A 25,352-nucleotide genomic window follows, 5' to 3' on the forward strand; every position below is an offset into this window, starting at 1 on the left:
GATGACGATGATGTAATAGGATGCAGCGCAGAAGGGCATGTAAGCCATGTATTATCGGCGAGATTAAGCAGCAGGCCATTAGGATGGAGCAAGGAAGGATTAAAGATAATGGCAAAGCTAAGGGTATTTAGCAAGAATGGAGGAAATTTAAGGGAAATAAGTGTGTTTAAGGAAGATGAAAAAGCCTTCAAGGTAAGTAAGAAGAAAATAAAAGAAGCGATAAGAAAGATAAATAAATCTTCACGTGAAGTTATGAATAATATAACGATATTGAACATAGGGAAAGTAACGCCAATTTACAGGATATTAAAATCAATAAAATATGAAAATATAATTTAAGTTTTTTAAATTTAACAAACGCCTTGAAACTAGCTAATTTAAGGGGTTGTCTATAAAAATTAACCTACAATATCTTGACACTATCAACTTATAATTAAAGGTTGATAATTGTATATAAGTATGGTATAATTTTTAGGGTTAAAAGGGAAAGAATAAATTAAAATACTTATTTAAAATAGAAAGAGGTGAACAAGATGAGAGAAGGAATTCATCCAAATTATACTCATGAAGCAGTTGTTAAGTGTGCATGTGGTAATACTTTTGTAACAGGTTCAGTTAAGAAGGAAATTAAGGTTGAAATTTGTTCAAAATGCCATCCATTCTTCACTGGAAAGCAAAAGATGATAGTTGAAGCTGGTGGTAGATTAGAAAAGTTCATGAAAAAATACAATATCAAAGAAGAAGAATAATTTTTTGACCGGGACGCCGGTCTTTTTCTTTTAAGGAGGTTTTATCATGTATGGCCCAAAGGATCATGGTTGGATAGAAATGATTGTTGGACCAATGTATAGCGGTAAAAGCGAAGAGCTCATAAGAAGGATAAAAAGAGCCAAAATAGCAAGGCAAAAGGTTCAAGTTTTTAAACCCTCTATAGATAATAGATACAGTATAACAGAAGTAGTATCCCACAACGGAGATAAAGAGGGGGCACATTCGGTTGAAAATTCAACGGAAATACTTAATCTAGTAAGTGAAGATACTGATGTTATTGCAATAGATGAGGTTCAGTTCTTTGATGATGAAATAGTTGAGGTTTGTAAAAAGTTAGCGGATAAAGGCAAAAGAGTTATTTGTGCTGGTCTTGACCTTGATTTTAGGGGAGAACCCTTTGGACCAGTTCCAAGGCTTCTTGCTATAGCTGAATTCGTTGATAAAATACAAGCTATATGCGTTGTTTGTGGAAATCCAGCAACAAGAACCCAAAGGTTAATCAATGGTAAGCCTGCTAAATATTCTGATCCTATCGTCCTAGTGGGAGCTAAAGAAGCCTATGAAGCTCGTTGCCGCAAGTGCCATATTGTTTTAAAATAGGGACGGTTCTTAATAGTTTTATATCTTAGTAAATTTTAAATAATTAGAAGGGGTTATAATGAAGGGAGTTATAGATAGATTTGAAGGTGAATTTGTAATAATCGTTTTTGATGATGGAAAGGTTGAGAGTATCAACCGTCAGTTGATACCTAATGAGGCAAAAGAAGGAGATGTTATCGTTTTTGAATCAACTATATATATTGATAATGAAGAAACCTTAAAACGAAAAAAGAAATCCAAGAAATACTTGGAATTTTGGGAAGATTAACATATACTGAAATTTATTGCATAAATAACCAAAATCATGGGCATACTATCTACAAAAAGCATAGGGGGTTGTAGATAGTATGCCTAGATGTGCAAGATTAAAGTCGAACGATTCGATTTACCATATTATGTGCAAAAGTATAAGCGATACTGATCTTTTCAGATGTGATGCTGACAAGAAGGTATTTATGGGATATATCAAAAAATATCAGGAGAAATATGAATTTAAAGTATATGCTTATTGCCTAATGACAAATCATGTTCATCTCATAATTGATTCCAATGGTTTTGATATTTCAAAAATTATGCATAGTATTAATCAGTGCTATGCTCAATATTTTAATAGAAGATACCAAAGAAAAGGGCATTTGTTTCATGATAGATTCAAGAGCATAATTGTTAAAGACGAAAGATATCTTTTGACATTATCGGCATATATTCATAACAATCCTATGGCAATAAAAGAATATAGGGAATGCCCAGAAAGGTATGAGTATTCCAGCTTATCAGTATATCTTGGGATTGATCATGATAAGTTCGAGACACTCGATGAGGGTTTTATATTGGGACTTTTTGGTCCAAATGTTAAAAAGGCTAGAGAGAGCTATTATAAGTTTGTATTCTCATGTAAAGATAATAAAATAAGAAAAACTATTGAATTTGAAGATCAACCTGGAGAATATAGAAGCGATAGAACTATATTAAGAAGGGAATATTCACCTCAAGACATTTTGAGTTTTTTAGAAGAAAATTTAGGAGTAGAAAGAAAGCTTTTATATTTGAAGTATAGAAAAGAATCAAAGGAGTTTAGAGCAATAGTAGTTTATCTGTTAAGGTGTTTTTGTGGATACAGCTATAGCCAAATATGCAAGATAGTTGGCAATATAACCTCTGCGCGGGTAGCTGTCTTATTCAACATAGGATATGAGCTTGTCAATAATGATTCAAAATATAAATTTATATTGGAAAAATTTTTGGATAACTGTGAAAATAGGGACAAGAAGTTTTAACAAAAAAATTTTCTTTTTTATAAAAAGAAGATATATTATAATATGTTTTAGTGCACATTAAGTGGACAAGCATTGGGGACGATTCATTAAATATACGAAAATTAAATGGTGAACTGGGGACGTTTTAATCAATGATGGACTTGGGGAGTTTTAAAATTTTTTAATATGTAAAACAATTAAGAACCGTCCCCAAAAGAGGTGATGGAGAGATGAAACAATTAAGAACTGTCCCCATAGGAGGACAGGCGGTTATAGAAGGGGTTATGATGAGGGGTGAGAGGAAGATTGCAATTGCAGTAAGGGATGCAAAGGGAAACATTAATGTAAGCGTTGAAGAAAATGTTCCCCTTAGCAAAAAGCATAAAATATTAGGCATGCCGATTATAAGAGGAGTTGCTGCTTTTTTTGATTCCCTTATTACGGGAGTCAAGGCTTTATCTTATTCAGCACAGTTTTTTGAAGCTGAGGAGACGAGGGTTGAAAGATATCTAAAAGATAAACTAAAAGAGAAATATGAAGCCCTTGAGATGGGATTTACAATTATCGTTTCTCTAATCTTTGCGATGCTGCCTTTTTTTATTTTGCCAACTTTTGCAGCAACCTTTATAAGAACAAGCGGTTTTATAAAAAATATATTAGAGGGAATAATAAGGCTTACGATATTTTTATTTTATATAGTTTTAATTAGCAAGTTAAACGACATTCAAAGGGTTTTTCAGTATCATGGTGCAGAACATAAGAGCATCCACTGCTACGAGGCAGGGCTTGAGCTTACCGTTGAAAATGCAAAAAAGTTTTCAACTCTTCATCCAAGGTGTGGGACGAACTTTTTACTCATAGTAATGCTAATTAGTATTTTTATCTTTAGCTTTTTAGGCTGGCCCAACCTTTTAATAAGAATATTATCAAGGCTTATTTTAATCCCCCTTGTTGCAGGACTTTCCTATGAGCTTATAAGATGGTTTGGAAAATCTGAATCTAAGCTTTCTAAAATGCTTTCTTATCCAGGGCTTATGCTGCAAAAATTAACAACAAAAGAGCCGGATGAATCTCAAATTGAAGTTGCCCTTGAGGCCCTTAAAAACGTGTTAGATTAAGGTTGGTGATACTTTGACTTATTTTGAAGTATTAAATATAGCAAAGGATATCCTTAAGAATAACAATAAACCAATCCAAGATGCAGAAATAATTCTATCCTATATCCTTAAAAAAGACAGAACCTATATTCACTGTCATTTGAATGATAAAATAGATGAAACTTTAGAAAAATCCTTTTTAAATATGATCAAAGAAAGGGCATTGGGAAGACCGCTACAATATATTCTTAGCGAGTGGGAATTTTATGGTCTTAAATTTATAGTTAAGGAAGGCGTATTGATTCCAAGGCCGGATACTGAAGTTCTTGTTGAAAAGTGCCTTGAAATTTTAAAAAATATAAAAAGTCCAAAGATAATAGATATAGGCTGTGGGAGCGGTGCAATTTCAATTGCAATTGCCTATAATAAAAAAGATTCCACAGTTTATGCCCTTGACATAGACAGCACTCCTCTTGAAATCACAAGATTAAATGCAGAAAAAAATAATGTTCAAGATAGGGTTTATATTAAAAAATCAGACCTTCTTAAAAATTTAGATGATGATTTGAAGGGCAGAGTGGATCTTATAGTTTCAAACCCTCCCTATATAAAGGAGGAAGAAATTAAAGATCTTATGGATGAGGTTAAAAATTTTGAGCCGAAGCTTGCCCTATCAGGTGGGGAGGATGGGCTATACTTTTTTAGGGAAATATCAAAGGAGGCAAAAGAATATTTAAAGAAAGACGGATATATAGCCTTCGAAATAGGTTACAATCAAGGGAAAGATGTTAAAAAAATATTAGAGGGGGAAGGCTATAAAGATGTAGAAATATTTAAAGACCTTGCAGGTCTTGATAGGGTGATTATAGCAAAATATGTTGATAATTTGTAGATTTAATTGCTATAATATTTCATGATTAAAATTTTGGAGGGTGGAAACATGCTAGAAAAATTAGATTTTATCGAAGAAAAATATGAGGAACTATCAAAAAAGATTAGCGATCCTGAGATTATAGCTGATAATAATTTATTTCAAAAATTATGCAAAGAGCACAATTCATTAGAAGAAATCGTTTTAAAATATAGAGAATATAAGACAATATTAAAAAGAATAAAGGAAGATAAGGAACTTCTAGAGGATGACATAGATAGGGAAATGAAGGACCTTGTTGAAGAGGAGTTAAAGGAGCTTTCTGAAGAAAAGGAAAGGGTAGAAAAGGAGCTAAAATTATTACTCCTACCTAAGGACCCTAACGATGAAAAGAACGTATTTATCGAAATTAGAGCTGGTGCAGGTGGGGATGAGGCAGCTTTATTTGCAGCAGATCTATATAGAATGTATACAAGATACGCAGAAAGGCATAACTTCAAAACAGAACTTGTTTCATCAAGTCCCAATGATCTTGGCGGATATAAGGAAGTTATTTTTATGGTAAAGGGTCAAGGTGCCTATTCAAAATTGAAATACGAAAGCGGAGTTCACAGGGTTCAAAGAGTTCCTGTTACTGAAGCTGGAGGAAGAATCCACACATCAACAGCAACGGTTGCTGTATTACCAGAAGTTGATGATGTTGAGGTGGAAATAAACCCTAATGACCTTAGAATTGACGTTTTTAGATCTTCAGGCCATGGCGGACAGCATGTTAATACAACCGATTCTGCAGTTAGAATAACTCACATTCCAACAGGTATTGTTGTATCCTGCCAAGATGAAAAATCGCAGCTAAAAAACAGAGAAAAGGCAATGAAAATTCTTAAGGCAAAGCTTTATGAGATAGAGCTTGAAAAACAAAGAAGTCAAATAGCTGCAGAAAGAAAAAGTCAGGTAGGAACCGGAGATAGAAGTGAAAGAATCAGAACCTATAATTTCCCACAAGGAAGAGTTACTGATCATAGAATAGGCCTTACAATTTATCAGCTTGAATCCTTTTTAGATGGGGAAATAGATGAGGTTATAGATGCCCTAATTACTGCTGATCAGGCTGAAAAGCTAAAGGAGGTTGGGGAGTAATTCCATATTATGTTTTCGATTAAAAAGGCCATAAAAAAAGAAAGGGCAAGGCTCAATAGAAATTATTTTATTTCCTTTTTTATTTTTATATTAGTTGCTTATCTTACCTTTGCAGCCATAAGCTTAAGTGTAGTAAAAGGCTGGCAAAGTTACTTTACTATTGCCTATGCCCTTATTATTGAACTTTTAATTTTAATAAACATTTTTAAACTATATTTTGAATCAAAGTTTAGTGTTGATATATCCTTTGAAAAAATCAAAATCCATCAGCCATTTAAGGGGAATTTGTCATTACAACCCTCAAAGGTTGTCTATGTCGATGTTATTAGCAATAAAGATGATTTTGATATAGTTATATTCATGAAGGGCAAAAGGGTAAAAAGACTTTTAAAGCTTAATGAAAATGGTGATTTTAAAAGAATTTATAAGATTTTAAATGAAAAGTATAATGAAGATGAGTTTTATTATTATATCATGAAAAAGGGCGGCGCTAAAAAATATTTTTATCTTTATAAGCTTTACAAAAACTGTTTTGAAGCAGAGTTTTCAAGGAAAGCAATGGAATATATAAAACTTTTTATGGAGGAATACAACTTATCGTAATATATTTCATCTCCTTAAAATAAATTTTTAAAAGGAATATTTTAAGGAGATGAAATTTTATGAATATATTAACCATAACCCTCATTGGAACATTAGTTTGCGCCTTTGGAACCACCTTTGGAGCATTTTTAATAGTTATTCTTAAAAAGACAAATAATATATTAATGTCAAGCATAATAGGCATTGCAGCCGGACTTATGTTGTCGGTTGTCACCTTTGACCTTATACCGGAATCGATAGAAACCGGAGGGCTGTTGTTAGCGGTAGTCGGAACTATAATTGGGATAGCCTTTGCTATAATTTTGGATTATTTTTTGTCATACTTAAACATAATAAAAAAATACGGGAAGCACCTTAAAACTGCCCTTCTTTTAGCCCTTGCCCTATCGGCCCACAATTTTCCAGAAGGGCTTGCCATAGGCACAGGGTTTATAAAGGGAATAAATTTTGGTTTTAAAATAGCCATTGTTATTGCCTTTCATGATATTCCAGAGGGAGCTGCTGTTGCAGCACCCCTTCTTCAGAGCAGCTTAAAAAGGTGGCAAATATTAATATTAACTGCTCTAACAGCCCTTCCTACGGCCATAGGAACTTATTTTGGAGCTGTTCTTGGGAATATCTCGAATGTTTTTGTATCGTTATGCCTTGGATTTGCCTCTGGAACTATGCTGTATATTGTTGTAGGAGAGTTAATTCCAGAGAGCAAAGAACTTTCAAAGGGGATTTTATCAACCTTATCTACTCTTTTAGGCTTACTTTTAGGTCTTTTATTGGTTTCTTTTTTCGGTTAGGAGGATAATTATGGATACAAAGGTTTATAGAATAAACGAAAGGGACGAGGAAAAGATAAAAGAAGCTGCTGAGGTTATAAAGCAGGGAGGCCTTGTAGTTTTTCCAACGGAAACAGTTTATGGGCTTGGAGCAAATGCCCTTGATGAGGTTGCCTGCAAAAAAATTTTTCAAGCAAAGGGAAGACCGCAGGATAATCCTTTAATCGTTCATGTCGCCAGCTTTGATATTTCAAAATATGTAAAATATATTCCAGATAAAGCAAAGATTTTGATGGAAAACTTTTGGCCAGGGCCTTTAACGATTATAATGCCAAAATCAAGTTTAATCCCCGATGTTGTTACAGCTGGGCTTGACAGCGTTGCAATCAGAATGCCTGAAAATAAGCTTGCAAGAAAGCTGATAGAGTTTTCTGGTGTTCCAATTGCTGCACCAAGTGCAAATATTTCTGGAAGGCCAAGTCCAACCTCAATAGAGCATTGTATTGAGGATCTTTATGGAAGGGTGGACATGATAATAGGTGGTGAAAGGTGCAGGGTGGGCCTTGAATCTACTGTCGTCGATGCAACGGATGAAGATATCATAATCTTAAGGCCAGGTTTTATTACAAAGGAGGATCTCGAAGAGGTTGTTGGGAAGGTTTTTGTCGATCCTGCTATAAAAAGCGAAGATTTCAAGCCCAAATCTCCGGGTATGAAGTATAGACATTATGCGCCAAAAGCCCCTTTAAAAGTAATAAAGGGAGATACCCAAAAGGTTGTTGAATATATTAAGGAAAACGTGTATAATATGAAAAGGCAAGGCAAAACCGTTGGAGTTTTGATTGTGGATGAGATTATGGATAAAATAGATGCTGATATTAAAGTTTCCTTAGGAAGCATAAAGGATCCAGGGACTATTGCTGCAAATTTATTCGATAAGCTAAGGGAATTCGATAAAACTAATGTGGATTTAATACTTTCAATTGGCTTTAAAGAAGATGGGCTTTTTTCTGCCATAATGAATCGACTAAAGAAAGCATCTGGAAACAATCTTATTGAAATTTAGGAGGTTTGCCATGAAAATTCTTTTTGTTTGCACAGGCAACACCTGTAGAAGTGCGATGGCTGAGGGCATTGCAAAAAATTTAATACAAAAGGAAAACTTAAAGCTTGAAGTATCATCAGCTGGGGTTTTTGCACCCTTTGGCATGGCAGCCTCAGAGAATGCTATTTTAGCCCTTAGTGAGATGGGAATAGACATATCATCCCATTTATCAAGACCCCTAACAAAGGATCTAATAGAAAATTCTGATCTTATCCTTACAATGACTAAGGGGCATAAGGAGGCTATTCTTTCAAAATATCCTCAATTTTCTGACAAGGTTTTTACCCTTATGGAATACATAGGCGAGGATTTAGACATTGAAGACCCATTTGGAGGGGATATAGACGTTTATCGTGCATCAGCAAACCAAATTAAACAAGCCATTGAAATTCTTTTAAAGAAGTTAAAGGAAAGTTAGGCACTTTCAGTGCCTTAGCTTTCCTTTTTTGTATATACAAAAGGAGGGGTAATATGAAAATTGCAATAGCATCAGACCATGGTGGTTTTAACTTAAAGGAGATTATAAAAAAACATTTAGAGGGCAGGAAAATAGAGGTCAAGGATTTTGGAACCTTTTCAACGGAATCCTGTGATTATACGGATTTTGCCCTTACAGTTGCAGAATCTGTAGCAAGGGGAGAATATGATAAAGGCATATTAGTTTGCGGAACAGGAATAGGAATGTCAATTGCCGCAAATAAGGTAAAGGGAATTAGGGCAGCCCATGTTACAGATACTTTTTCAGCAAAGGCCTGTGTTGAACACAACAATGCTAATATAATAACAATCGGGGAGAGAATAACAGGACCTGGAATCGCCATTGATATAATTGAAACCTTTTTAAGCGCAGAATTCCAAGGAGGAAGACATCAAAGGAGAATAGATAAAATAGCAGAAATTGAAAATAAATACATGAAATAAGGGGGATATTTATGAATAAGATTACAGTAATAGACCATCCGCTAATTCAGCATAAGCTCTCCATAATGAGGGATAAAAATACAGGCTCGAAGGATTTTAGGGAGCTTTTAGAGGAAATTGCTATGCTCATGACTTATGAAATAACAAGGGGGTTTCAGCTTGAAGAGGTTGAAATAGAAACTCCAATTTGCAAAACTAAGGCAAAGATGCTTACAGGGAAAAAGGTGGCTATAGTTCCAATCCTTAGGGCAGGACTTGGAATGGTTGATGGTATGTTAAAACTGATTCCAGCGGCTAAGGTTGGGCATATTGGCCTTTATAGGGATCCTGAAACATTAAAACCTGTTGAATATTATTGCAAGCTTCCTTCAGACATATCAGAAAGGGATATAATTTTAGTTGATCCAATGCTTGCAACAGGAGGTTCTGCCTCCGATGGAATTCACCTTTTAAAGGAAAAGGGAGCAAGAAATATAAAACTTATGTGCCTTATAGCTGCTCCAGAGGGAATAGAGGCTGTTTTAAAGGCTCATCCTGATGTAGAGATATTTGTTGCAGCAGTAGATGAAAGGTTAAATGAACATGGGTATATTGTTCCAGGTCTTGGCGATGCAGGCGATAGAATTTTTGGAACAAAGTAGGTGTTATTATGAGGCCGTCCTGGGATGAATATTTTATGGAGATTGCCGAGACCATAAAAAAACGTTCAACCTGCCTTAGAAGACAAGTTGGGGCAGTTATTGTAAAGGATAATAGGATACTTACGACAGGGTATAACGGCGTTCCACCAAAGATGCGGCATTGCGATGAAGTCGGGTGTTTAAGAAGGGAACTAAATATCCCATCGGGGCAAAGGCATGAGCTCTGCCGTGCCCTTCACGCTGAGCAAAACGCAATAGTTCAGGCAGCAAAATATGGTATTTCAATTGAAGGATCAACTATATACATTACAAACCAGCCCTGTATAATATGCGCAAAGCTTATAATAGCATCTGGTATCAAAAGAATAGTCTATAGCGGAGACTATCCAGATGAGCTGTCACTTTCCATGCTAAAAGAATCAGGAGTTGAAATTGTTAATTTTAGGCTATCCTAATTTTGGGATAGCCTTATTTTTATTTATTTGGTAAAATATAATTTGTGCAAAAATATAAAGGAAGTGAAAACATGCTGGAGTATCCGATGATTTTTTTAGTATCATTTGTTTTTTCATTTATTTTAACCCCAATCGTTAAGAGATTAGCCTTCAAGATAAATGCAATAGATATTCCAAAGGATGAGAGAAGGATTCACAAAAAGCCTATTCCAAGGATAGGTGGTCTTTCAATCTTAGTATCATTTATCGTATCAAGTTATATGTTTTTGATTTTCGATAAGAATATTATAGGAATAGTAGTAGGTGCAGTAGTTATTTTTATAGGTGGCTTTTTAGATGATTTATATAATTTAAAACCAAAACAAAAGCTTTTGTTTCAATTTATTGCGGCTTTGATTTTAATAGCTTTTGATGTTAGAGTAAAATACATAACAATTCCCTTTACTAAAGCAGGAGAGTCTTTATTTATTGGCAATATAGGAACTTTTATTACGCTGCTTTGGGTTGTTGGAATTACTAATGCTGTAAACTTGATAGATGGGCTTGATGGACTTGCAGCGGGAGTTTGTTTTATATCTTCCCTATCTTTATTTGTTGTATCTTTAATTAGCGGACGTTCGACGGCTATAGTTTTAACTTTGATATTATCTGGTGCATGCCTTGGATTTTTACCCTTTAATTTTAATCCAGCAAGCATTTTTTTAGGCGATTGTGGTGCCCAGCTTTTGGGATTTTTACTTTCTGCAATTTCAATACAAGGGGCAATAAAATCTGCTGCAGCCTTTGCAATTGCAGTTCCCATAATTGCCCTTGGAATTCCAATATATGATACATTGTTTGCAATGATAAGGAGAAAACTAAACAATAGACCCATAAGTGAAGCCGATAGAGGACATTTGCATCATAGACTTTTAGATCTTGGACTTAATCAAAGGCAAGTTGTTTTTATTATGTATTTTATTAGTTTTGTTTTTGGTGTTGTTTCAATCCTTGCAATGCTTTTAACTGCTAAAAATTCCTTTGCCCTTTTGATAATAATATTTGCGGTAACATTATCCTTTGCAATTGAGTTTGGTTTATTAAGTAAGAAATGAGGTGGTTTAATGAAAAGGATAAAAGTTATGACTATATTTGGAACAAGGCCTGAAGCAATAAAGATGGCCCCCCTTGTTAAGGAGCTTGAAAAAAGGGAAGAGTTTGAATCGATAGTTTGTGTAACAGCACAGCATAGAGAGATGCTGGATCAAGTTTTAGATCTTTTTAATATAAATCCCCATTATGATCTTAATATAATGAAGGAAAGGCAGTCTTTAACTGGTATTACAACGAGGGTTTTAGAGGGACTTGAGAATATATTTAAAGAAGCACAGCCTGATATAGTTTTAGTTCATGGCGATACGACAACTACCTTTGCGGGAAGTTTAGCCGCCTTTTATAATCAAATTAAAATAGGTCATGTTGAGGCAGGATTAAGATCATTTAATAAATACTTCCCATTTCCAGAGGAGATGAATAGAAAACTTACAGGGGCATTATCAGACCTTCATTTTGCACCTACAAAAACAGCAAAGGAAAACCTTTTAAGGGAAGGAGTAAATGAAGAGTTTATATTTGTAACCGGTAATACCGTAATTGATGCTATGGAAACAACCGTTGAAAGAAAGTATGTTTTTGAAACAGAGGAATTAAATTCTATAGATTTTAAAAATAAAAAGGTGATAATGGTAACTGCCCATAGAAGAGAAAATTGGGGACAGCCCCTTGAAAATATATGCGAGGCACTTAAAAAGATTGCATTAGAATTTAAAGATGTTGAAATCATATATCTTGTTCATTTAAATCCTGCTGTAAAGGAGGTTGCCTACAGGGTTTTAGCCGATGTAGAGAGGGTGCATCTATTACCACCTCTTGATACTAAGGAAACCCATAATTTAATGGATAGAAGTTATATGGTAGTTACAGATTCAGGAGGACTTCAGGAGGAGGCACCCCACCTTGGGAAGCCGGTTCTTGTTTTAAGAGATGTAACGGAAAGACCGGAGGCAGTTAAGGCGGGAACAGCAAAAATAGTGGGCACAGAAACGGATAATGTTTACGAAAACATAAAAAGGTTGTTAATAGATAAGGATGAATATAAAAAGATGGCCAACGCAATAAACCCATATGGAGATGGTAGAGCATCTGAAAGAATTGCAGATGCTATACTTTATTATTTTGGAATTTACAAAAAACGACCGGAGGATTATAAAAGTTTTTAGTGTAAATTAAAGCTTTTTAAATAAAATAAAAGTAAACTATAAGCCTTTTTGTTATTTTAAGCAATACGATGTTTAATATGATATTATTTAATAATATAAAGCTTGTCTTAAATATTTAAAGTGCTAAAATAAATACATGTTTAATATACCGATATCTTTTAGATATCGGTTTTAAATTTTTTGAAAGTGGTGATGTATGGTAAGGATTTATGCGTTGCTTAAGAGGAAGTTTTGGATTTTTATCTATATAGCTATTTTGATTAGCTTTTTAATAATTCTTTTTAATAGGAAAATTACATTAGATTTTATATTTGGCTTTATACTTGGGCTTTTTAACTTTTTTAATCAGGTATTTTTGTTCCAATACATTATAAATAAAGGGAAAAAGTTTATTAAAGTATTTACATTTTTATTTGTGGTAAGATATTTAGCATTTTCCATTATTCTAATTCTTTATGTTGAGAAATATAATGCTAATATTTTTATGGTATTTTTTGGGATTGCTGTTATTTATATATCAATTCTAGGCAATAGCATTATAGATATAATTAAAAAAATTTCTTGAAAAAATTTAGAACTGTCCCTAAAAATTTTAAAAAGGGTGATAAAGATGGAAAAGGCAAGACCAATATTTGAAATTTTATTATTTGGCATAAAGATACCGATATATCAAGCTATTATAATACAGTGGGTAATAATTGCAATTATAACTATTTTACTTTTTATTTCTTCAAAAAAATTGAGAACTATCCCCAATAAATTACAATCTTTTTTGGAGTTAGTTGTAGAGACTATAAATAATTTGGTAAAAGAAAATATGGGAGAAAAATATATAAAGTTTGTTCCTTTTATTGGAACTTTGGCAATTTTCCTTTTGTTCATGAACGTATTTGACCTATTTGGTTTTAGACCTCCAACTGCAGATTATTCAGTAACTTTGGGACTTGCTATTATATCTTTTTTGATAATACAAGCAAATGCAATAAAGAAAAACGGAGTTATACATTATTTTAAAGCTTTTGCTGAGCCGTTTGCATTTATGCTACCGCTCAACATTATAGAAAGACTAGTTGTCCCAGTATCCTTAAGCCTTAGACTTTTTGGTAATACTTTGGCTGCAGTAATTATTGTAGAACTTTTATATAAGGCATTGGCTTATTTAACAAAATTGATTCATTTTCCATTACCAATATTCCAAGCAGTTATTCCAATACCCTTTCATATTTATTTTTCATTATTCGATGGTGTAATTCAAATGATAATATTTATTATGCTTACAATGATATTTATTAAAATAACAGCAGAACATTAAAAGGAGGAATATTTATGTCAATGTCAATGGCAATAATCGCAATTGCTGCAGGAATTGCAGCTTTGACTGGAATTGGAGCAGGGATAGGAACAGGAATTGCAACTGGGAAGGCTGTTGAAGCTGTATCAAGGCAACCAGAAGCTAAAAACGATATCATTTCAACCTTGATAATTGGTAGCGCTTTTTCAGAAGCTACAGCTATCTATGGCCTTCTAGTTGCAATCATACTTATATTTGTATTTGCAAAATAATTCAAATTAAAGGCTTGCCTAGGGCAAGCCTTTAAAAAAGGAGTGATATCGTGGCTATTGAATTTTGGACAGTATTTTTTACTATTTTAAATACCTTCATATTATATATTATTTTAAAGAAATACTTTTTTGATAGATTTAATAACATCATGGAAGCAAGAAGATTATCAATAGAGAATAAGATAAAAGAGGCAAATGAAAATTATGATAAGTCTACAAAGCTTTTAAAAGAATATGAAGAAAAGCTGAAAAGTCTTGAAATAGAAGGGAAAAAAATAATTGAGAATTACAAAAAAAGGGCAAATGAATTGTATGAAGATATCTTAATTGAAGCAAAAAAAGAATCAGAAATAATAATAGAAAGAGCTAAAAAAGATGCAAAACTTGAAATAGAAAAGGCCAAGGACGAGATCAAAAGGCAAATTGTTGATTTATCCTTTTTAGCAGCTTCAAAGGCAATAGAAAAGGAGCTTGATTACACAACGCATCATAGACTTATTATGGATTTTATAGATAAGGTAGGTAGTTAATATGAGAGATGCTGCTTCATTAAAATATGCTCATGCATTATATGAAGTTGCCCTTAAAGAAAATAAACTTGAAGAATATCTTGAAGATTTAAAGGGTATATTGGAAGTTTTTGAAGCTTCGGATGATCTTTTAGAATTCTTAAAACACCCAGAGATTTCTCAGATAAATAAAACTAGCGTTATTAGTAATGTTTTTAGAGGAAGAGTTAGCGAGGAAATTATTAAACTATTAAATTTGCTTATTAAACATGATAGAATTGAAGATTTTAGGCATGTTTATAAAGATTATAGAAAGCTTGCACTAGAACACAAGGGAATAAAGATTGCACTTGTTAAAACAGCCGTTGAGCTTACCGATGAAGAGAGGAATTTATTAAAAAATAAACTATCAAAAAAGTATAATTGTGAAATAGAACTTGATGAGGTTATAGATCAAGATATTATAGGAGGAGTATGGGTTAGGGTTAAGGATGATGTTTTAGATGGAACCGTTAAAACAAAGCTTGATACCATGAAAAAAATGCTCCTTAATTGAGAGGTGGTTAATTATGATAAAGGTAGATGAAATAAGTTCAATAATAAAAGCGCAGCTTTCAAAATATAAAGATGAAATTCAGCTTGCAGATACAGGAACAGTTGTTCAAGTTGGAGATGGTATAGCAAGGATTTATGGCCTTGCTAATGTTATGGCAGGAGAACTTTTGGAATTTCCAAACGATATTTATGGTATGGCTTTAAACCTTGAGGAAAATAATGTGGGGGCAGTTTTATTTGGATCAGATCAAGGAATTAAAGAAGGGGATATTGTTGTTAGGACTAAGAGGGTAGTTGAAGTTCCCGTTGGAGAGGCCTTAATAGGAAGAGTTGTAAACCCTCTAGGACAACCCATAGATGGAAAAGGTCCCATATTAACTAATAAAACAAGGCCTGTTGAGAGGTTAGCACCTGGGGTTATTGAAAGAAAATCTGTAAAGGGACCTATGCAAACTGGAATTAAAGCCATAGATTCAATGGTTCCAATTGGAAAAGGTCAAAGAGAACTTATAATAGGTGACAGACAAACAGGCAAAACAGCCATAGCGATAGATACAATTATTAATCAAAAAGGTAAGGATATGATATGTATCTATGTAGCAATTGGACAGAAGCAGTCAACGGTAGCGCAAATTGTAAATACTTTAGAAAGTTTTGGGGCTATGGACTATACAATTGTAGTGTCAGCTACAGCATCGGAACCTGCACCACTTCAATATTTAGCCCCCTATGCCGGTTGTGCTATGGGAGAAGAATTCATGGAAAATGGAAGGCATGTTTTAATAGTATACGATGATTTGTCAAAACATGCAGTTGCTTATAGGACTATGTCCTTACTATTAAGAAGACCTCCGGGAAGAGAAGCATATCCAGGGGATATATTCTATATACATTCTAGACTTCTTGAAAGAGCAGCGAAACTGTCTGATGAGCTTGGTGGAGGATCTATGACAGCCCTTCCGATTGTTGAGACGTTAGCAGGTGATGTTACTGCTTACATTCCCACTAACGTTATCTCTATAACCGATGGGCAAATATTTTTGGAATCCGATTTGTTTGCATCAGGGGTAAGGCCTGCTATTAATCCTGGAATTTCAGTTTCAAGAGTTGGAGGTTCTGCCCAGATTAAGGCTATGAAACAGGTAGCAGGAATGCTAAGACTTGAGCTTGCACAATATAGAGAACTTGCAGCATTTGCACAATTTAGTTCCGACCTTGATAAAGAAACAAGACAAAGGATAGAAAAGGGCAAAAGGCTCATTGAGGTTCTAAAACAAGACCAATATTCTCCTATGGATGTTGAGGACCAGATTATTATACTTTATGCAGCTGTTAATAACTATTTAAATGATATTCCTGTAGAAGCTATTAAAAAATTTGAAAAAGAGTTTTTAGAATATATAAAGATCCATGAGGCAGGTTTAAGGAAATCGATAACAGAAAGAAGAGAACTTGATGATGAGATTAAAAATAAACTTAACAAGGCAATAATAGAGTTTTTAGCTTCTTTTAAATTTGAGGAGTGATTTGTATGTCTAAAGGGGAACTTATTGAAATAAAAAGAAGAATTAAATCCATAAAAAACACACAAAAGATTACAAAGGCAATGGGGCTTGTTGCTACTGCAAGATTTAAGAGGCTAAGGGGAATTGTGGAGTTTGCCGATGAATATTTCAATGAAGTTTCAAACACTTTTAGAAAATTATATTGTGATGAAGTTTATGATTCAAAATATTTTTCTGAAAACAATGAAAACAAAGATTTATTTATAATAATTACTTCCAATACAGGGCTTTGCGGAAGTTATAATTCTAATATAATAAATTTTGCAAATGAAAAAGTTGCAAAAGAGGATTATCTAATATTAATTGGAGATAGAGGTTATCAATTTTTTAAAAGAAGAGAATATAACGTGTTAATGAATATTCCAATTCAAAGATTCCCAAGTTTTGATGATGCTCAAATGATATTCAACTTGATTGATGATTATTTTACTAAAGGTAAGGTAAAAAATATTTATATTGTTTATACAAAATTTATTAATTCTGTAAGACAAGAAGTTGAAATGCTAAAAATACTTCCTTTTGAAAAAATTCAAGAAAAAAATAAAGAAATCTTATTAGAACCGAATAAATTACAAGTGTTTGATTTTTCTGCAAAAATTTATTTACAATCTTTTATTTATAATTCTTTAGCAAATGCCCTTGCATCGGAATTTGCAATGAGGATGACCGCAATGGATAGTGCAACAAAAAATTCCGGTGAACTTTTGGACAAGTTACAATTAAAATATAACAGGATAAGGCAAGGAACAATTACTCAAGAAGTTACAGAAATAGTTAGTGGAGCCGAGGCATTAAATTCAAATTGATGGAAGGTGAAATTATGAATAAGGGCAAAATAGTTCAAATAATAGGACCTGTTATAGATATTAGATTTCAAGCGGGAAAACTTCCGGATATATATAATGCAATTCACATTCCAACAGGAGATAAAATTTTAGTTTCAGAAGTAATGCAGCATCTTGGAGATGAGATAGTAAGAACTGTTGCAATGGATTCAACCGATGGGCTTGTAAGGGGAATGGAGGCGATAGATACAGGAGCGCCAATAAAAGTTCCTGTTGGTGAAGAAACTTTAGGAAGGCTATTTAATGTTTTAGGGCAGCCAATCGATAATAAAGGTGAAGTTAACGCAAAAGAATTTTATCCAATTCACAGGCCTGCACCAAAGTTTGAAGAACAGGCAGTTGAGCCTGAAATTTTTGAAACAGGAATAAAGGTAATAGATCTTATTTGCCCATATCAAAAGGGTGGGAAAATTGGATTGTTTGGTGGTGCAGGGGTTGGTAAAACTGTTTTAATTCAAGAGCTGATTAACAATATTGCAAAAGAACACGGTGGCCTTTCTGTATTTACAGGCGTTGGAGAAAGAACAAGAGAAGGAAATGACCTTTATTATGATATGCAGGAATCTGGAGTTTTAGATAAAACCGTTCTTGTTTTTGGACAGATGAATGAGCCACCTGGCGCAAGAATGAGGGTTGCGTTAACTGGGCTTACTATGGCGGAATACTTTAGAGATAATGGTAATGATGTTCTTTTGTTTATAGATAATATATTCAGGTTTTCACAGGCGGGATCTGAAGTTTCAGCACTGCTTGGAAGAATCCCATCTGCAGTTGGATATCAACCAACTCTTGCAAATGAAATGGGTGCTCTACAGGAAAGAATAACGTCGACAAAAAATGGCTCTATTACATCTGTTCAGGCGGTTTATGTTCCTGCGGACGACTTAACGGACCCAGCACCTGCAACAACATTTACTCATCTTGATGCTATGACTGTTTTGTCAAGATCGATTGCAGAGCTTGGAATTTACCCGGCAGTTGACCCACTTGAGTCTTCATCAAGAATATTAGACCCAAGAATAGTAGGACAAGAACATTATGAAGTAGCTCAAAGGGTAAAAAGCATACTTCAAAGATATAAGGAATTACAAGATATAATAGCGATATTAGGAATAGATGAATTATCTGAAGAAGATAAAGTTGTTGTTTCAAGAGCAAGAAAAATTCAAAAGTTCTTATCGCAGCCATTCCATGTTGCAGAACAATTTACAGGAATGAAGGGAAAATACGTTCCAATAAAGGAAACTGTAAGAGGATTCAAAGAGATTCTAGATGGAATGCATGATGATCTTCCTGAGCTTGCATTTTATATGGTTGGAACTATTGATGAGGCTATTGAAAAGGCTAAAACCTTATAATAAAAGGATGTGAGAAGGTGGCTTTTAAGTTAGAAATATATACCCCTGAACAAAAAATTTTTGAAGGAGACGTTGAATCTGTTTTGTTAAACTCTTTATCAGGAAAAATACAAATACTTTCAAGACATGCTACTACAATTGTAGGATTTGTTCCAGGAGTAATAGAAATAAAAACAAATAAGAAAAAAATTGAGTTTCAAGTTTTTGAAGGAATTTTGGATTTTGAAAAAAATAAATGTAAAATATTCACATCGTTTGCAAAGCTGGTGGAGAACTAATTCTTCATCAGCTTTTTTATTTTAAGAAGCTAAAAAATAAGGAGAAAAGATGAGAAGTTAATTGCTTAAAATGTTAAACAATTAAGAACCGTCCCCATTGAATAAAAAAAAATTAAATGGTAATAATTGAGAAGAGAGGGGTGAGGAATATGAAAAGGTTTTTATTGGGATTAACAGCTTTATTTTGTTTTTGCTTTTTTAATTTTCCTAATAATAACGAAGGAATGCCTAGGATCATGAAATTTTTTGATGAAAACGGAATAGAATATATAGGTGCAAGTTTAGAATATAACATTAGTTTAAAGTCAAAAATAAATCTAGAAGATATTCAAAATAAGGTCTTGTCCCAAATCAAGTTAAAACCTATAAAAGTTTCAAAGGGCAATGATACGGTTATAGAATTTGATGGAGCCCAATTGAGGGTAAGTGGCAAAGAAAATGGCAATGAATATTTATTAAGTATTTTTTATTCACAAGCTTTAAGGGATATGAATATTATAGATAATATAAGAAGGTCGTTGAGTCTTAAAAAGCATATGCAAAATAGACCTTCCTTTTATAGTTTAATGGAAGGAAAAATGAATAAAAAATTATCTTGTGAAGAAAAAAAGGAGCTTCTTTTTGAAATAATAAAAACGTTAAGAGTAAAGCAAACAAATATAATTGAAGAAGATAGATATATTAGTTTAATAGGTTATTCTATGTATTTTGATGATAATTTAAGTTTAAATGGTAAAATATTCAATATTAATATTGCAATTAGAGATGGTAGCGATGGCTGCACTTACATACTTGTAGGAACCCCAATAATAACAGTTGAGTATTGATGAATGGAGGAGTATTATGGGCAAAATAGTTATAAATGGTGGTAGAAAATTAAGTGGAAAGGTTAGAATAAGTGCTGCTAAAAATTCTGTTCTACCGATCATTGCAGCATCGCTACTTACAGGATTTGACTGTATTCTTGAGGATATTCCCTTTTTGGAGGATGTCAATGTGATTTTAAGCGTTTTAGATTCCTTAGGGGTTAATTTATTTATAGATAATAATAAAGGTAAATTATTGATAAAGGCTGAGGATATAAAATCCTATGAGCCATCCTATGAACTTGTTAGAAAAATGAGGGCATCCTTTTTAGTCATGGGCCCTATTCTTGCAAGATTCGGTAAGGTTAGAATATCTTTGCCAGGTGGATGTAACATAGGCTCAAGGCCGATAGATCTTCATCTAAAGGGTTTTAGTCAGTTAGGTGCAGACATAAATCTTGGCCATGGATATGTTGAGGCTTCATGTAAAAGACTAAAGGGGGCTAAAGTTTATCTCGATTTTCCGTCTGTAGGTGCAACAGAAAATATAATGATGGCAGCTGTCCTAGCAGACGGTGAAACTGTTATAGAAAACGCAGCTGAAGAACCTGAAATTGTTGACCTTGCAAGTTTTTTAAACAAGATGGGTGCAAAAATTATAGGAGCAGGGACAGACACTATAAAGATAGAGGGTGTAAAAGAGCTAAAAGGGACAATTCATCAGGTTATACCTGATAGAATAGAGGCAGGGACTTATATGGTAGCTGCTGCCATAACAGGTGGTGAAGTAACCATTGAAAATGTAATACCAGAACATGTAAGATCCATTACAGCAAAGCTTCAAGAGGCTGGTATTTATGTAAAGGAAGAACAAAATAAAATAAAAGTCAAAGCAAATGGAAGGATAGAAGCTGTTGATATAAAAACTATGCCGTATCCAGGATTCCCAACGGATATGCAGGCGCAATTTATGGCACTTTTAAGTATAGCAGATGGTGTATCTATAATAACTGAGACTGTATTTGAAAATAGATTTATGCATGTTAATGAACTTAAAAGGATGGGTGCCAATATTAAAATTGACGGAAGAAGTGCTGTTGTGGAAGGAGTTGAAAAACTTACAGGAGCAGAGGTAAAGGCAACTGATCTTAGAGCAGGGGCGGCACTTGTTATAGCAGGACTTATTGCAGAAGGGATAACTGAAGTTTCAGAGATTTATCATATAGATAGAGGATATGTTGATATGGTTGGAAAACTTAAAAAATTAGGTGCTGATATAGATAGAATATAGCTGCCTTATGGCAGTTTATTTTTTTGAATAAATAAAGCTATATAAAAATAAAATGTAATAGGTTTGCTTTGGGGGGAGAAAATTGAAATACATAGGATATTTTGTATTTTTAGTAGCTTTTATAGTCATATTTGTTCCTGTTACTATATTGGGCGGAGTAGGAGAAGGAATTAAACTACCTGTAATATTGAATAAGTTCCCTATTGTAACGGATAACAATGTTAAGGAGATAGCAAAGATAGATTCAAATATAAAGGTTAAGATGTTTGATGTAAAAAACAATAAAGTAATAGAGCTTGATCTTGAGGATTATGTTGCAGGTGTAGTGTCAGCTGAGATGCCCGTATCTTTTAATATTGAGGCATTAAAGGCACAGGCAATTGCAGCAAGAACCTTTGTTATAGCAAATATGATATCTTTAGGAGGAAGTGGTTGTAATAAACATCAAGGGGTTGATGTGTGCAGCGATGTCCACTGCCAAGCATGGATTTCAAAGGAGGAGAGATTAAAGCTATGGGATGCTAATAGTGCTTTAGAAAACTGGAATAAAATAATGGAGGCAGTAGAATCTACCAAAGGGCTTGTTATAACATATAATGGAGAAATAGCAAAGCATATTAAATACCATTCGACAAGCGGGGGCAAAACAGAGGATAGTAGATATGTATTTGGTTATCAAGAGCCCTATTTGGTAAGCGTTGAAAGCCCCTATGAGGAGGTTGCTCCAAACTATATAACAACAGTAGTTATGAGTAAAAAAGAGTTTATAAGGAGGATGAAGGAATTAAGTCCCAATATCAATTTAAGTGAAGGTAGATTGGCAAATCAGATAAAGATACTTGAATGGACTGAAGGGGGGAGAGTAAACAGGATAAAGATAGGAGATAAAGAATTTACAGGAATCGATGTAAGATGGGCGATGGGGCTCAAAAGTGCTGCCTTTACGATAAAAATAGACACTAAAAATGTAACCTTCACTGTTAAAGGGTATGGGCATGGTGTTGGAATGAGTCAGTGGGGAGCAAACCAAATGGGTAAAAGAGGATATAGTTATGAAGATATAATTAAACATTATTATAGAGGAGTTGAAATTCAAAAAATTGAAGATGTATTAAAGTTAGGGCAACAACCCTAACTTTTTTATTTTTGCATGTATAAAATGGGATTATTTGGACAAAACTATTTTACAGGAGGTGTAATTATGGGATTTAAAGATAATTTTAAAAGAATGCTTCAAAGAGAAATGTTTTATGTTGTGCTCTTTATCTGTTTGTGTGTAGTAGCAGTTGCAGCAGTTTATGTTTCAAGGAATAATGCAAAAATTAGTAAAGACCTTGCAAAGGCTCCAATTAAAACAGAAGAAAAGATTACTGAACCAAATAATGAGCCTACGCTAGTTGAAGAGAAATTATCAAACATAAAAGAAATGCAAGTTGCTCAGGTTCCAAAATCAACTGTTCAGAATAAAGATAATAAAACTCAAACAGATAAAGGGCAGCCCAATAATGAAAAGGCTTCTTCAAAGGCTTCAAATCCAGCCCCAGCATTTAAAATGATTATGCCTGTTGAGGGCGAGATTACAAAGAATTTTGACAAAGAAAATCTTCAATATTCTGTAACTCTGCAGCAATGGGAGACCCATGAGGGTATCGATATAGCTGCTGATATCGGAACAGAAGTTAAGGCTGCTGCAGATGGAAAGGTTATTGATATTATTACTGATGATAAGATTATTGAAGGATTAAATTTAAAAACTGGATATGGAATTACTGTAATCATAGACCATGGCAATGGTATTCAATCCGTCTATGGCAATCTTGCTCAAGAGTTAAAGGTTAAAAAGGGAGATAAAGTTAAAAAGGGCGATGTTATAGGATTTGTTGGGGATACATCCATTAGAGAAGCAAGCAGCATAGAAGGAAGTCATATTCACTTTGCAGTTATTAAAAAGCAAGGAAAAGACATAGTTACAGTTAACCCTCTTGACTATATAAAGTAATTTTCCAAAGGGCCTTGCAGAATTGCCATAGGTTTTGCAAGCGCTCTTTTTTTTAGAAATAATTGATTTTTCAAGGACATATATTTAATTAAGGTGTAAAAGGGAGGTTAATAGATGAGGGACTATATAGAAGAAAGGGTTTTGGAAGTTGCAAGATATATTATCGAAACTAGAGCAACCATAAGAAAAACTGCAAAAGCCTTTGGGGTTAGCAAGAGCACCGTTCATAAGGATATTACAGAAAGACTTCCCAAAATCAATCCTCAGATAGCAAAAGAAGCAAAGGAGATTTTAGAAATAAATAAGGCAGAAAGACATATAAGGGGAGGAAAGGCAACAAAATTGAAATATAAATCAGCAAATGCATAAAATTTTTCCCTACCAAGAAGGATTTTGCAAATTTTTATCGAATATTATAATTGCAGTATATAGGTAGGGAGTGAAAATATGTTCTGGTTTGGTAGTAATGATATGGGAATAGACTTGGGAACTGCTAGTGTTTTGGTTTATGTAAAGGGAAAGGGGATTGTTCTAAGAGAACCATCAGTAGTTGCTCTTGACAAAAACACAAATAGAGTATTGGCTGTTGGAGAAGATGCAAGACAGATGATAGGAAGAACCCCAGGAAATATAGTTGCAGTTAGGCCTTTAAGGGATGGAGTTATATCAGACTATGATACAACAGAAAAGATGCTAAAGCATTTTATAAAAAAAGCCTATGGTAGTAAAAAACTTTTAAGGCCAAGGGTAGTTGTATGCATTCCATGTGAAGCTACAGAAGTTGAAAAAAGAGCCGTAAAGGATGCTGCTTATAATGCCGGAGCAAGGGAAGTCTATTTAATCGAGGAGCCAATTGCGGCAGCACTAGGTGCAGGTGTTGATATTTCAAAGCCTAATGGTTGTATGATAGTTGATATAGGTGGTGGAACAACGGATATTGCAGTAATTTCCTTGAGTGGAATCGTTGTAAGATCATCCATAAAAGTTGCTGGGGATAAATTTGATGATGCGATTATTTCATACTTGAAGAAAAAGTATAAGTTAATGATTGGAGAAAGAACTGCGGAGGAATTAAAAATAAACATAGGTTGTGCCTACAAAAGGGACGAGGATATTTCAATGGAAATAAAGGGAAGAGATTTAATAAGCGGCCTTCCTAAAAATATCTTAGTAACCTCTGAAGAGATAAGGCTTGCTCTATCGGAGCCTGTTGAAGCTATCACTGATGCTGTTCATCAGGTTCTTGAAAAAACTCCTCCAGAGCTTGCGGCTGATATCAGCGACAATGGAATAATTATGACAGGGGGAGGATCCCTTCTTTGGGGACTTGATAAATATATTCAAGAAAGAACAAAGGTTCCTGTAAAAGTTGCTGAGGATGCTATATCTTGCGTTGCAAAGGGAACAGGTATCTCGTTAGATTATTTAGATTATTTAGTAGACGAGGGACCAAGAAAAGCAGCTAAAAAGGCATGAGTTACATGCCTTTTTGTTTTGCAGCCAAAATTAAACCTTCTGAGATAATTTTAGCCATATCCCATATAAAGTTTAATCGGATATTTTTTAACCAATAACCATCTTTAATATCTATAGAATCAACAACTCCGACTATTGATATATCCCCAACGGTCGGAAGATTTTTTCCTACTCCTTTTCCTGGATGAACAGGACCTAATTTTATTTGAATATCACCTAGGTTATCTTCAAATCCTAAACATGCATCTATTGCTATTATGAAGTAATTTGGGTATTGGCAGCTAATATCACAAAGTATTTCTTCTAAATTTACAGCATGGGCAGGGTTTTGAAGTGTGCCTATTACAGGCAGTGGGAAATTAGCTTCTTTTAAAAATGTGCCAACCAGTGGTCCTAAACTATCTCCTATGCATTTATCAGTTCCTATGCATACTATCAGTGTATTATCCCTCAAAAAATTTGATAGATATTCTGCTAATGCCTCTTTGGCACCTTCTTCCTTATAATTTACTACCGCCACTATGGTATCATAGTTTGAAGATCTCAACTAACCACCCCCTCAATTCATATATACAGACTTAAAGAAACATTTATTACTGGAGGTTGTATATTTTTTGCT

General features: G+C 33.9%; 33 protein-coding genes. 32 read left to right on the plus strand and 1 reads right to left on the minus strand.

Going from position 1 to position 25,352, the window contains the following annotated elements:
• From CAAU_RS01755 to mreB, 32 genes are all read left to right on the plus strand, one after another.
• Positions 1-339: UPF0236 family transposase-like protein (locus tag CAAU_RS01755; RefSeq protein ID WP_192811164.1), on the plus strand; the 339-nt coding region annotated here is incomplete at its 5' end.
• 194 nt (positions 340-533) lie between these two features.
• Positions 534-749 carry a 50S ribosomal protein L31 gene (gene rpmE / locus CAAU_RS01760; RefSeq protein WP_008907717.1) on the plus strand — a complete coding sequence of 72 codons (216 nt, stop codon included), beginning with the start codon at positions 534-536 and terminating at the stop codon, positions 747-749.
• Positions 750-795: 46 nt separating this feature from the next.
• Positions 796-1,371 carry a thymidine kinase gene (locus CAAU_RS01765; RefSeq protein ID WP_008907718.1) on the plus strand — a complete coding sequence of 192 codons (576 nt, stop codon included), beginning with the start codon at positions 796-798 and terminating at the stop codon, positions 1,369-1,371.
• A 58-nt stretch (positions 1,372-1,429) separates the two neighbouring features.
• Positions 1,430-1,639, plus strand: coding sequence for a DUF3006 domain-containing protein (locus tag CAAU_RS01770; protein ID WP_008907719.1), 210 nt, complete (start codon positions 1,430-1,432; stop codon positions 1,637-1,639).
• A gap of 79 nt (positions 1,640-1,718) precedes the next feature.
• Positions 1,719-2,648, plus strand: a complete 930-nt coding sequence (locus CAAU_RS01775; protein ID WP_008907720.1) for a transposase — start codon at positions 1,719-1,721, stop codon at positions 2,646-2,648.
• 209 nt (positions 2,649-2,857) lie between these two features.
• Positions 2,858-3,745 (plus strand): DUF1385 domain-containing protein, encoded by an 888-nt coding sequence (locus CAAU_RS01780; RefSeq protein ID WP_008907721.1) that lies wholly within the window; start codon positions 2,858-2,860, stop codon positions 3,743-3,745.
• Between the two features lie 13 nt (positions 3,746-3,758).
• Entirely contained in the window at positions 3,759-4,616 is an 858-nt protein-coding gene (prmC, locus tag CAAU_RS01785; protein WP_008907722.1) for a peptide chain release factor N(5)-glutamine methyltransferase, read from the plus strand.
• A gap of 48 nt (positions 4,617-4,664) precedes the next feature.
• Positions 4,665-5,735 (plus strand): peptide chain release factor 1, encoded by a 1,071-nt coding sequence (prfA, locus tag CAAU_RS01790; protein WP_008907723.1) that lies wholly within the window; start codon positions 4,665-4,667, stop codon positions 5,733-5,735.
• A 9-nt stretch (positions 5,736-5,744) separates the two neighbouring features.
• Complete coding sequence (locus CAAU_RS01795) at positions 5,745-6,338, plus strand: hypothetical protein (RefSeq protein ID WP_008907724.1); 594 nt, start codon at positions 5,745-5,747, stop codon at positions 6,336-6,338.
• Positions 6,339-6,397: 59 nt separating this feature from the next.
• Positions 6,398-7,129, plus strand: coding sequence for a ZIP family metal transporter (locus CAAU_RS01800; protein ID WP_008907725.1), 732 nt, complete (start codon positions 6,398-6,400; stop codon positions 7,127-7,129).
• A 10-nt stretch (positions 7,130-7,139) separates the two neighbouring features.
• Positions 7,140-8,174, plus strand: a complete 1,035-nt coding sequence (locus CAAU_RS01805) for an L-threonylcarbamoyladenylate synthase (protein ID WP_008907726.1) — start codon at positions 7,140-7,142, stop codon at positions 8,172-8,174.
• A 10-nt stretch (positions 8,175-8,184) separates the two neighbouring features.
• Positions 8,185-8,631, plus strand: coding sequence for a low molecular weight protein arginine phosphatase (locus tag CAAU_RS01810; protein WP_008907727.1), 447 nt, complete (start codon positions 8,185-8,187; stop codon positions 8,629-8,631).
• A gap of 53 nt (positions 8,632-8,684) precedes the next feature.
• Positions 8,685-9,134 carry a ribose 5-phosphate isomerase B gene (gene rpiB / locus CAAU_RS01815; RefSeq protein WP_008907728.1) on the plus strand — a complete coding sequence of 150 codons (450 nt, stop codon included), beginning with the start codon at positions 8,685-8,687 and terminating at the stop codon, positions 9,132-9,134.
• Between the two features lie 11 nt (positions 9,135-9,145).
• Complete coding sequence (gene upp, locus CAAU_RS01820) at positions 9,146-9,775, plus strand: uracil phosphoribosyltransferase (protein ID WP_008907729.1); 630 nt, start codon at positions 9,146-9,148, stop codon at positions 9,773-9,775.
• Between the two features lie 8 nt (positions 9,776-9,783).
• Positions 9,784-10,230, plus strand: coding sequence for a deoxycytidylate deaminase (locus tag CAAU_RS01825; RefSeq protein ID WP_008907730.1), 447 nt, complete (start codon positions 9,784-9,786; stop codon positions 10,228-10,230).
• Between the two features lie 71 nt (positions 10,231-10,301).
• On the plus strand, positions 10,302-11,324 hold the full coding sequence (locus CAAU_RS01830; protein ID WP_040305660.1) for a glycosyltransferase family 4 protein: 1,023 nt from the start codon (positions 10,302-10,304) through the stop codon (positions 11,322-11,324).
• Between the two features lie 9 nt (positions 11,325-11,333).
• The gene (wecB, locus tag CAAU_RS01835) at positions 11,334-12,488 is read left to right on the plus strand and encodes a non-hydrolyzing UDP-N-acetylglucosamine 2-epimerase (protein ID WP_008907733.1); all 1,155 of its coding nucleotides are present in this window, start codon (positions 11,334-11,336) and stop codon (positions 12,486-12,488) included.
• A gap of 196 nt (positions 12,489-12,684) precedes the next feature.
• Complete coding sequence (locus CAAU_RS01840; RefSeq protein WP_008907734.1) at positions 12,685-13,053, plus strand: hypothetical protein; 369 nt, start codon at positions 12,685-12,687, stop codon at positions 13,051-13,053.
• Between the two features lie 45 nt (positions 13,054-13,098).
• A complete protein-coding gene (locus tag CAAU_RS01845; protein ID WP_008907735.1) occupies positions 13,099-13,800 on the plus strand; it encodes a F0F1 ATP synthase subunit A in 702 nt (233 codons plus the stop codon).
• Between the two features lie 14 nt (positions 13,801-13,814).
• Positions 13,815-14,051: an ATP synthase F0 subunit C gene (gene atpE / locus CAAU_RS01850; RefSeq protein WP_008907736.1), complete on the plus strand. Its 237-nt coding sequence runs from the start codon at positions 13,815-13,817 to the stop codon at positions 14,049-14,051.
• Positions 14,052-14,101: 50 nt separating this feature from the next.
• Positions 14,102-14,581 (plus strand): F0F1 ATP synthase subunit B, encoded by a 480-nt coding sequence (locus CAAU_RS01855; protein ID WP_008907737.1) that lies wholly within the window; start codon positions 14,102-14,104, stop codon positions 14,579-14,581.
• A gap of 1 nt (position 14,582) precedes the next feature.
• A complete protein-coding gene (locus CAAU_RS01860; RefSeq protein WP_008907738.1) occupies positions 14,583-15,116 on the plus strand; it encodes a F0F1 ATP synthase subunit delta in 534 nt (177 codons plus the stop codon).
• Positions 15,117-15,129: 13 nt separating this feature from the next.
• Positions 15,130-16,641, plus strand: coding sequence for a F0F1 ATP synthase subunit alpha (atpA, locus tag CAAU_RS01865; protein WP_008907739.1), 1,512 nt, complete (start codon positions 15,130-15,132; stop codon positions 16,639-16,641).
• A 5-nt stretch (positions 16,642-16,646) separates the two neighbouring features.
• Positions 16,647-17,486, plus strand: a complete 840-nt coding sequence (gene atpG, locus CAAU_RS01870) for an ATP synthase F1 subunit gamma (protein WP_008907740.1) — start codon at positions 16,647-16,649, stop codon at positions 17,484-17,486.
• A 14-nt stretch (positions 17,487-17,500) separates the two neighbouring features.
• Positions 17,501-18,883, plus strand: a complete 1,383-nt coding sequence (gene atpD, locus CAAU_RS01875; RefSeq protein WP_008907741.1) for a F0F1 ATP synthase subunit beta — start codon at positions 17,501-17,503, stop codon at positions 18,881-18,883.
• 17 nt (positions 18,884-18,900) lie between these two features.
• Entirely contained in the window at positions 18,901-19,161 is a 261-nt protein-coding gene (locus CAAU_RS01880) for a FoF1 ATP synthase subunit delta/epsilon (RefSeq protein ID WP_008907742.1), read from the plus strand.
• 149 nt (positions 19,162-19,310) lie between these two features.
• Positions 19,311-19,988 (plus strand): YwmB family TATA-box binding protein, encoded by a 678-nt coding sequence (locus tag CAAU_RS01885; RefSeq protein ID WP_008907743.1) that lies wholly within the window; start codon positions 19,311-19,313, stop codon positions 19,986-19,988.
• 16 nt (positions 19,989-20,004) lie between these two features.
• Entirely contained in the window at positions 20,005-21,258 is a 1,254-nt protein-coding gene (murA, locus tag CAAU_RS01890) for a UDP-N-acetylglucosamine 1-carboxyvinyltransferase (protein WP_008907744.1), read from the plus strand.
• Positions 21,259-21,340: 82 nt separating this feature from the next.
• Positions 21,341-22,393, plus strand: coding sequence for a stage II sporulation protein D (spoIID, locus tag CAAU_RS01895; RefSeq protein WP_008907745.1), 1,053 nt, complete (start codon positions 21,341-21,343; stop codon positions 22,391-22,393).
• A 66-nt stretch (positions 22,394-22,459) separates the two neighbouring features.
• Positions 22,460-23,257, plus strand: a complete 798-nt coding sequence (locus CAAU_RS01900; RefSeq protein ID WP_008907746.1) for a M23 family metallopeptidase — start codon at positions 22,460-22,462, stop codon at positions 23,255-23,257.
• Between the two features lie 114 nt (positions 23,258-23,371).
• The gene (spoIIID, locus tag CAAU_RS01905) at positions 23,372-23,626 is read left to right on the plus strand and encodes a sporulation transcriptional regulator SpoIIID (protein ID WP_008907747.1); all 255 of its coding nucleotides are present in this window, start codon (positions 23,372-23,374) and stop codon (positions 23,624-23,626) included.
• Positions 23,627-23,704: 78 nt separating this feature from the next.
• Positions 23,705-24,733 carry a rod shape-determining protein gene (mreB, locus tag CAAU_RS01910; protein WP_008907748.1) on the plus strand — a complete coding sequence of 343 codons (1,029 nt, stop codon included), beginning with the start codon at positions 23,705-23,707 and terminating at the stop codon, positions 24,731-24,733.
• A 1-nt stretch (position 24,734) separates the two neighbouring features.
• Here the strand turns inward: mreB and yyaC are convergent, their stop codons facing one another.
• Positions 24,735-25,280 (minus strand): spore protease YyaC, encoded by a 546-nt coding sequence (yyaC, locus tag CAAU_RS01915; protein ID WP_008907749.1) that lies wholly within the window; start codon positions 25,278-25,280, stop codon positions 24,735-24,737.
• Between the last annotated feature and the right edge of the window lie 72 nt (positions 25,281-25,352).

The sequence above is a fragment of the Caloramator australicus RC3 genome, from assembly GCF_000297115.1.
GTDB classification, from domain to species: Bacteria; Bacillota; Clostridia; order Clostridiales; family Caloramatoraceae; genus Caloramator; species Caloramator australicus.

Excerpts from the sequence above, each read along its gene's own strand:
- spoIIID (WP_008907747.1), top strand. The coding sequence starts at position 23,372 with ATGAGGGACTATATAGAAGAAAGGGTTTTGGAAGTTGCAAGATATATT.
- prfA (WP_008907723.1), top strand. The coding sequence starts at position 4,665 with ATGCTAGAAAAATTAGATTTTATCGAAGAAAAATATGAGGAACTATCA.
- CAAU_RS01765 (WP_008907718.1), top strand. The coding sequence starts at position 796 with ATGTATGGCCCAAAGGATCATGGTTGGATAGAAATGATTGTTGGACCA.
- CAAU_RS01800 (WP_008907725.1), top strand. The coding sequence starts at position 6,398 with ATGAATATATTAACCATAACCCTCATTGGAACATTAGTTTGCGCCTTT.
- mreB (WP_008907748.1), top strand. The coding sequence starts at position 23,705 with ATGTTCTGGTTTGGTAGTAATGATATGGGAATAGACTTGGGAACTGCT.
- rpiB (WP_008907728.1), top strand. The coding sequence starts at position 8,685 with ATGAAAATTGCAATAGCATCAGACCATGGTGGTTTTAACTTAAAGGAG.
- atpA (WP_008907739.1), top strand. The coding sequence starts at position 15,130 with ATGATAAAGGTAGATGAAATAAGTTCAATAATAAAAGCGCAGCTTTCA.
- CAAU_RS01795 (WP_008907724.1), top strand. The coding sequence starts at position 5,745 with ATGTTTTCGATTAAAAAGGCCATAAAAAAAGAAAGGGCAAGGCTCAAT.
- CAAU_RS01770 (WP_008907719.1), top strand. The coding sequence starts at position 1,430 with ATGAAGGGAGTTATAGATAGATTTGAAGGTGAATTTGTAATAATCGTT.
- murA (WP_008907744.1), top strand. The coding sequence starts at position 20,005 with ATGGGCAAAATAGTTATAAATGGTGGTAGAAAATTAAGTGGAAAGGTT.
- CAAU_RS01810 (WP_008907727.1), top strand. The coding sequence starts at position 8,185 with ATGAAAATTCTTTTTGTTTGCACAGGCAACACCTGTAGAAGTGCGATG.
- wecB (WP_008907733.1), top strand. The coding sequence starts at position 11,334 with ATGAAAAGGATAAAAGTTATGACTATATTTGGAACAAGGCCTGAAGCA.
- atpG (WP_008907740.1), top strand. The coding sequence starts at position 16,647 with ATGTCTAAAGGGGAACTTATTGAAATAAAAAGAAGAATTAAATCCATA.
- CAAU_RS01885 (WP_008907743.1), top strand. The coding sequence starts at position 19,311 with ATGAAAAGGTTTTTATTGGGATTAACAGCTTTATTTTGTTTTTGCTTT.
- atpD (WP_008907741.1), top strand. The coding sequence starts at position 17,501 with ATGAATAAGGGCAAAATAGTTCAAATAATAGGACCTGTTATAGATATT.
- upp (WP_008907729.1), top strand. The coding sequence starts at position 9,146 with ATGAATAAGATTACAGTAATAGACCATCCGCTAATTCAGCATAAGCTC.
- CAAU_RS01900 (WP_008907746.1), top strand. The coding sequence starts at position 22,460 with ATGGGATTTAAAGATAATTTTAAAAGAATGCTTCAAAGAGAAATGTTT.
- CAAU_RS01840 (WP_008907734.1), top strand. The coding sequence starts at position 12,685 with ATGGTAAGGATTTATGCGTTGCTTAAGAGGAAGTTTTGGATTTTTATC.
- rpmE (WP_008907717.1), top strand. The coding sequence starts at position 534 with ATGAGAGAAGGAATTCATCCAAATTATACTCATGAAGCAGTTGTTAAG.
- CAAU_RS01830 (WP_040305660.1), top strand. The coding sequence starts at position 10,302 with ATGCTGGAGTATCCGATGATTTTTTTAGTATCATTTGTTTTTTCATTT.
- CAAU_RS01860 (WP_008907738.1), top strand. The coding sequence starts at position 14,583 with ATGAGAGATGCTGCTTCATTAAAATATGCTCATGCATTATATGAAGTT.
- CAAU_RS01805 (WP_008907726.1), top strand. The coding sequence starts at position 7,140 with ATGGATACAAAGGTTTATAGAATAAACGAAAGGGACGAGGAAAAGATA.
- CAAU_RS01775 (WP_008907720.1), top strand. The coding sequence starts at position 1,719 with ATGCCTAGATGTGCAAGATTAAAGTCGAACGATTCGATTTACCATATT.
- CAAU_RS01845 (WP_008907735.1), top strand. The coding sequence starts at position 13,099 with ATGGAAAAGGCAAGACCAATATTTGAAATTTTATTATTTGGCATAAAG.
- CAAU_RS01825 (WP_008907730.1), top strand. The coding sequence starts at position 9,784 with ATGAGGCCGTCCTGGGATGAATATTTTATGGAGATTGCCGAGACCATA.
- CAAU_RS01780 (WP_008907721.1), top strand. The coding sequence starts at position 2,858 with ATGAAACAATTAAGAACTGTCCCCATAGGAGGACAGGCGGTTATAGAA.
- atpE (WP_008907736.1), top strand. The coding sequence starts at position 13,815 with ATGTCAATGTCAATGGCAATAATCGCAATTGCTGCAGGAATTGCAGCT.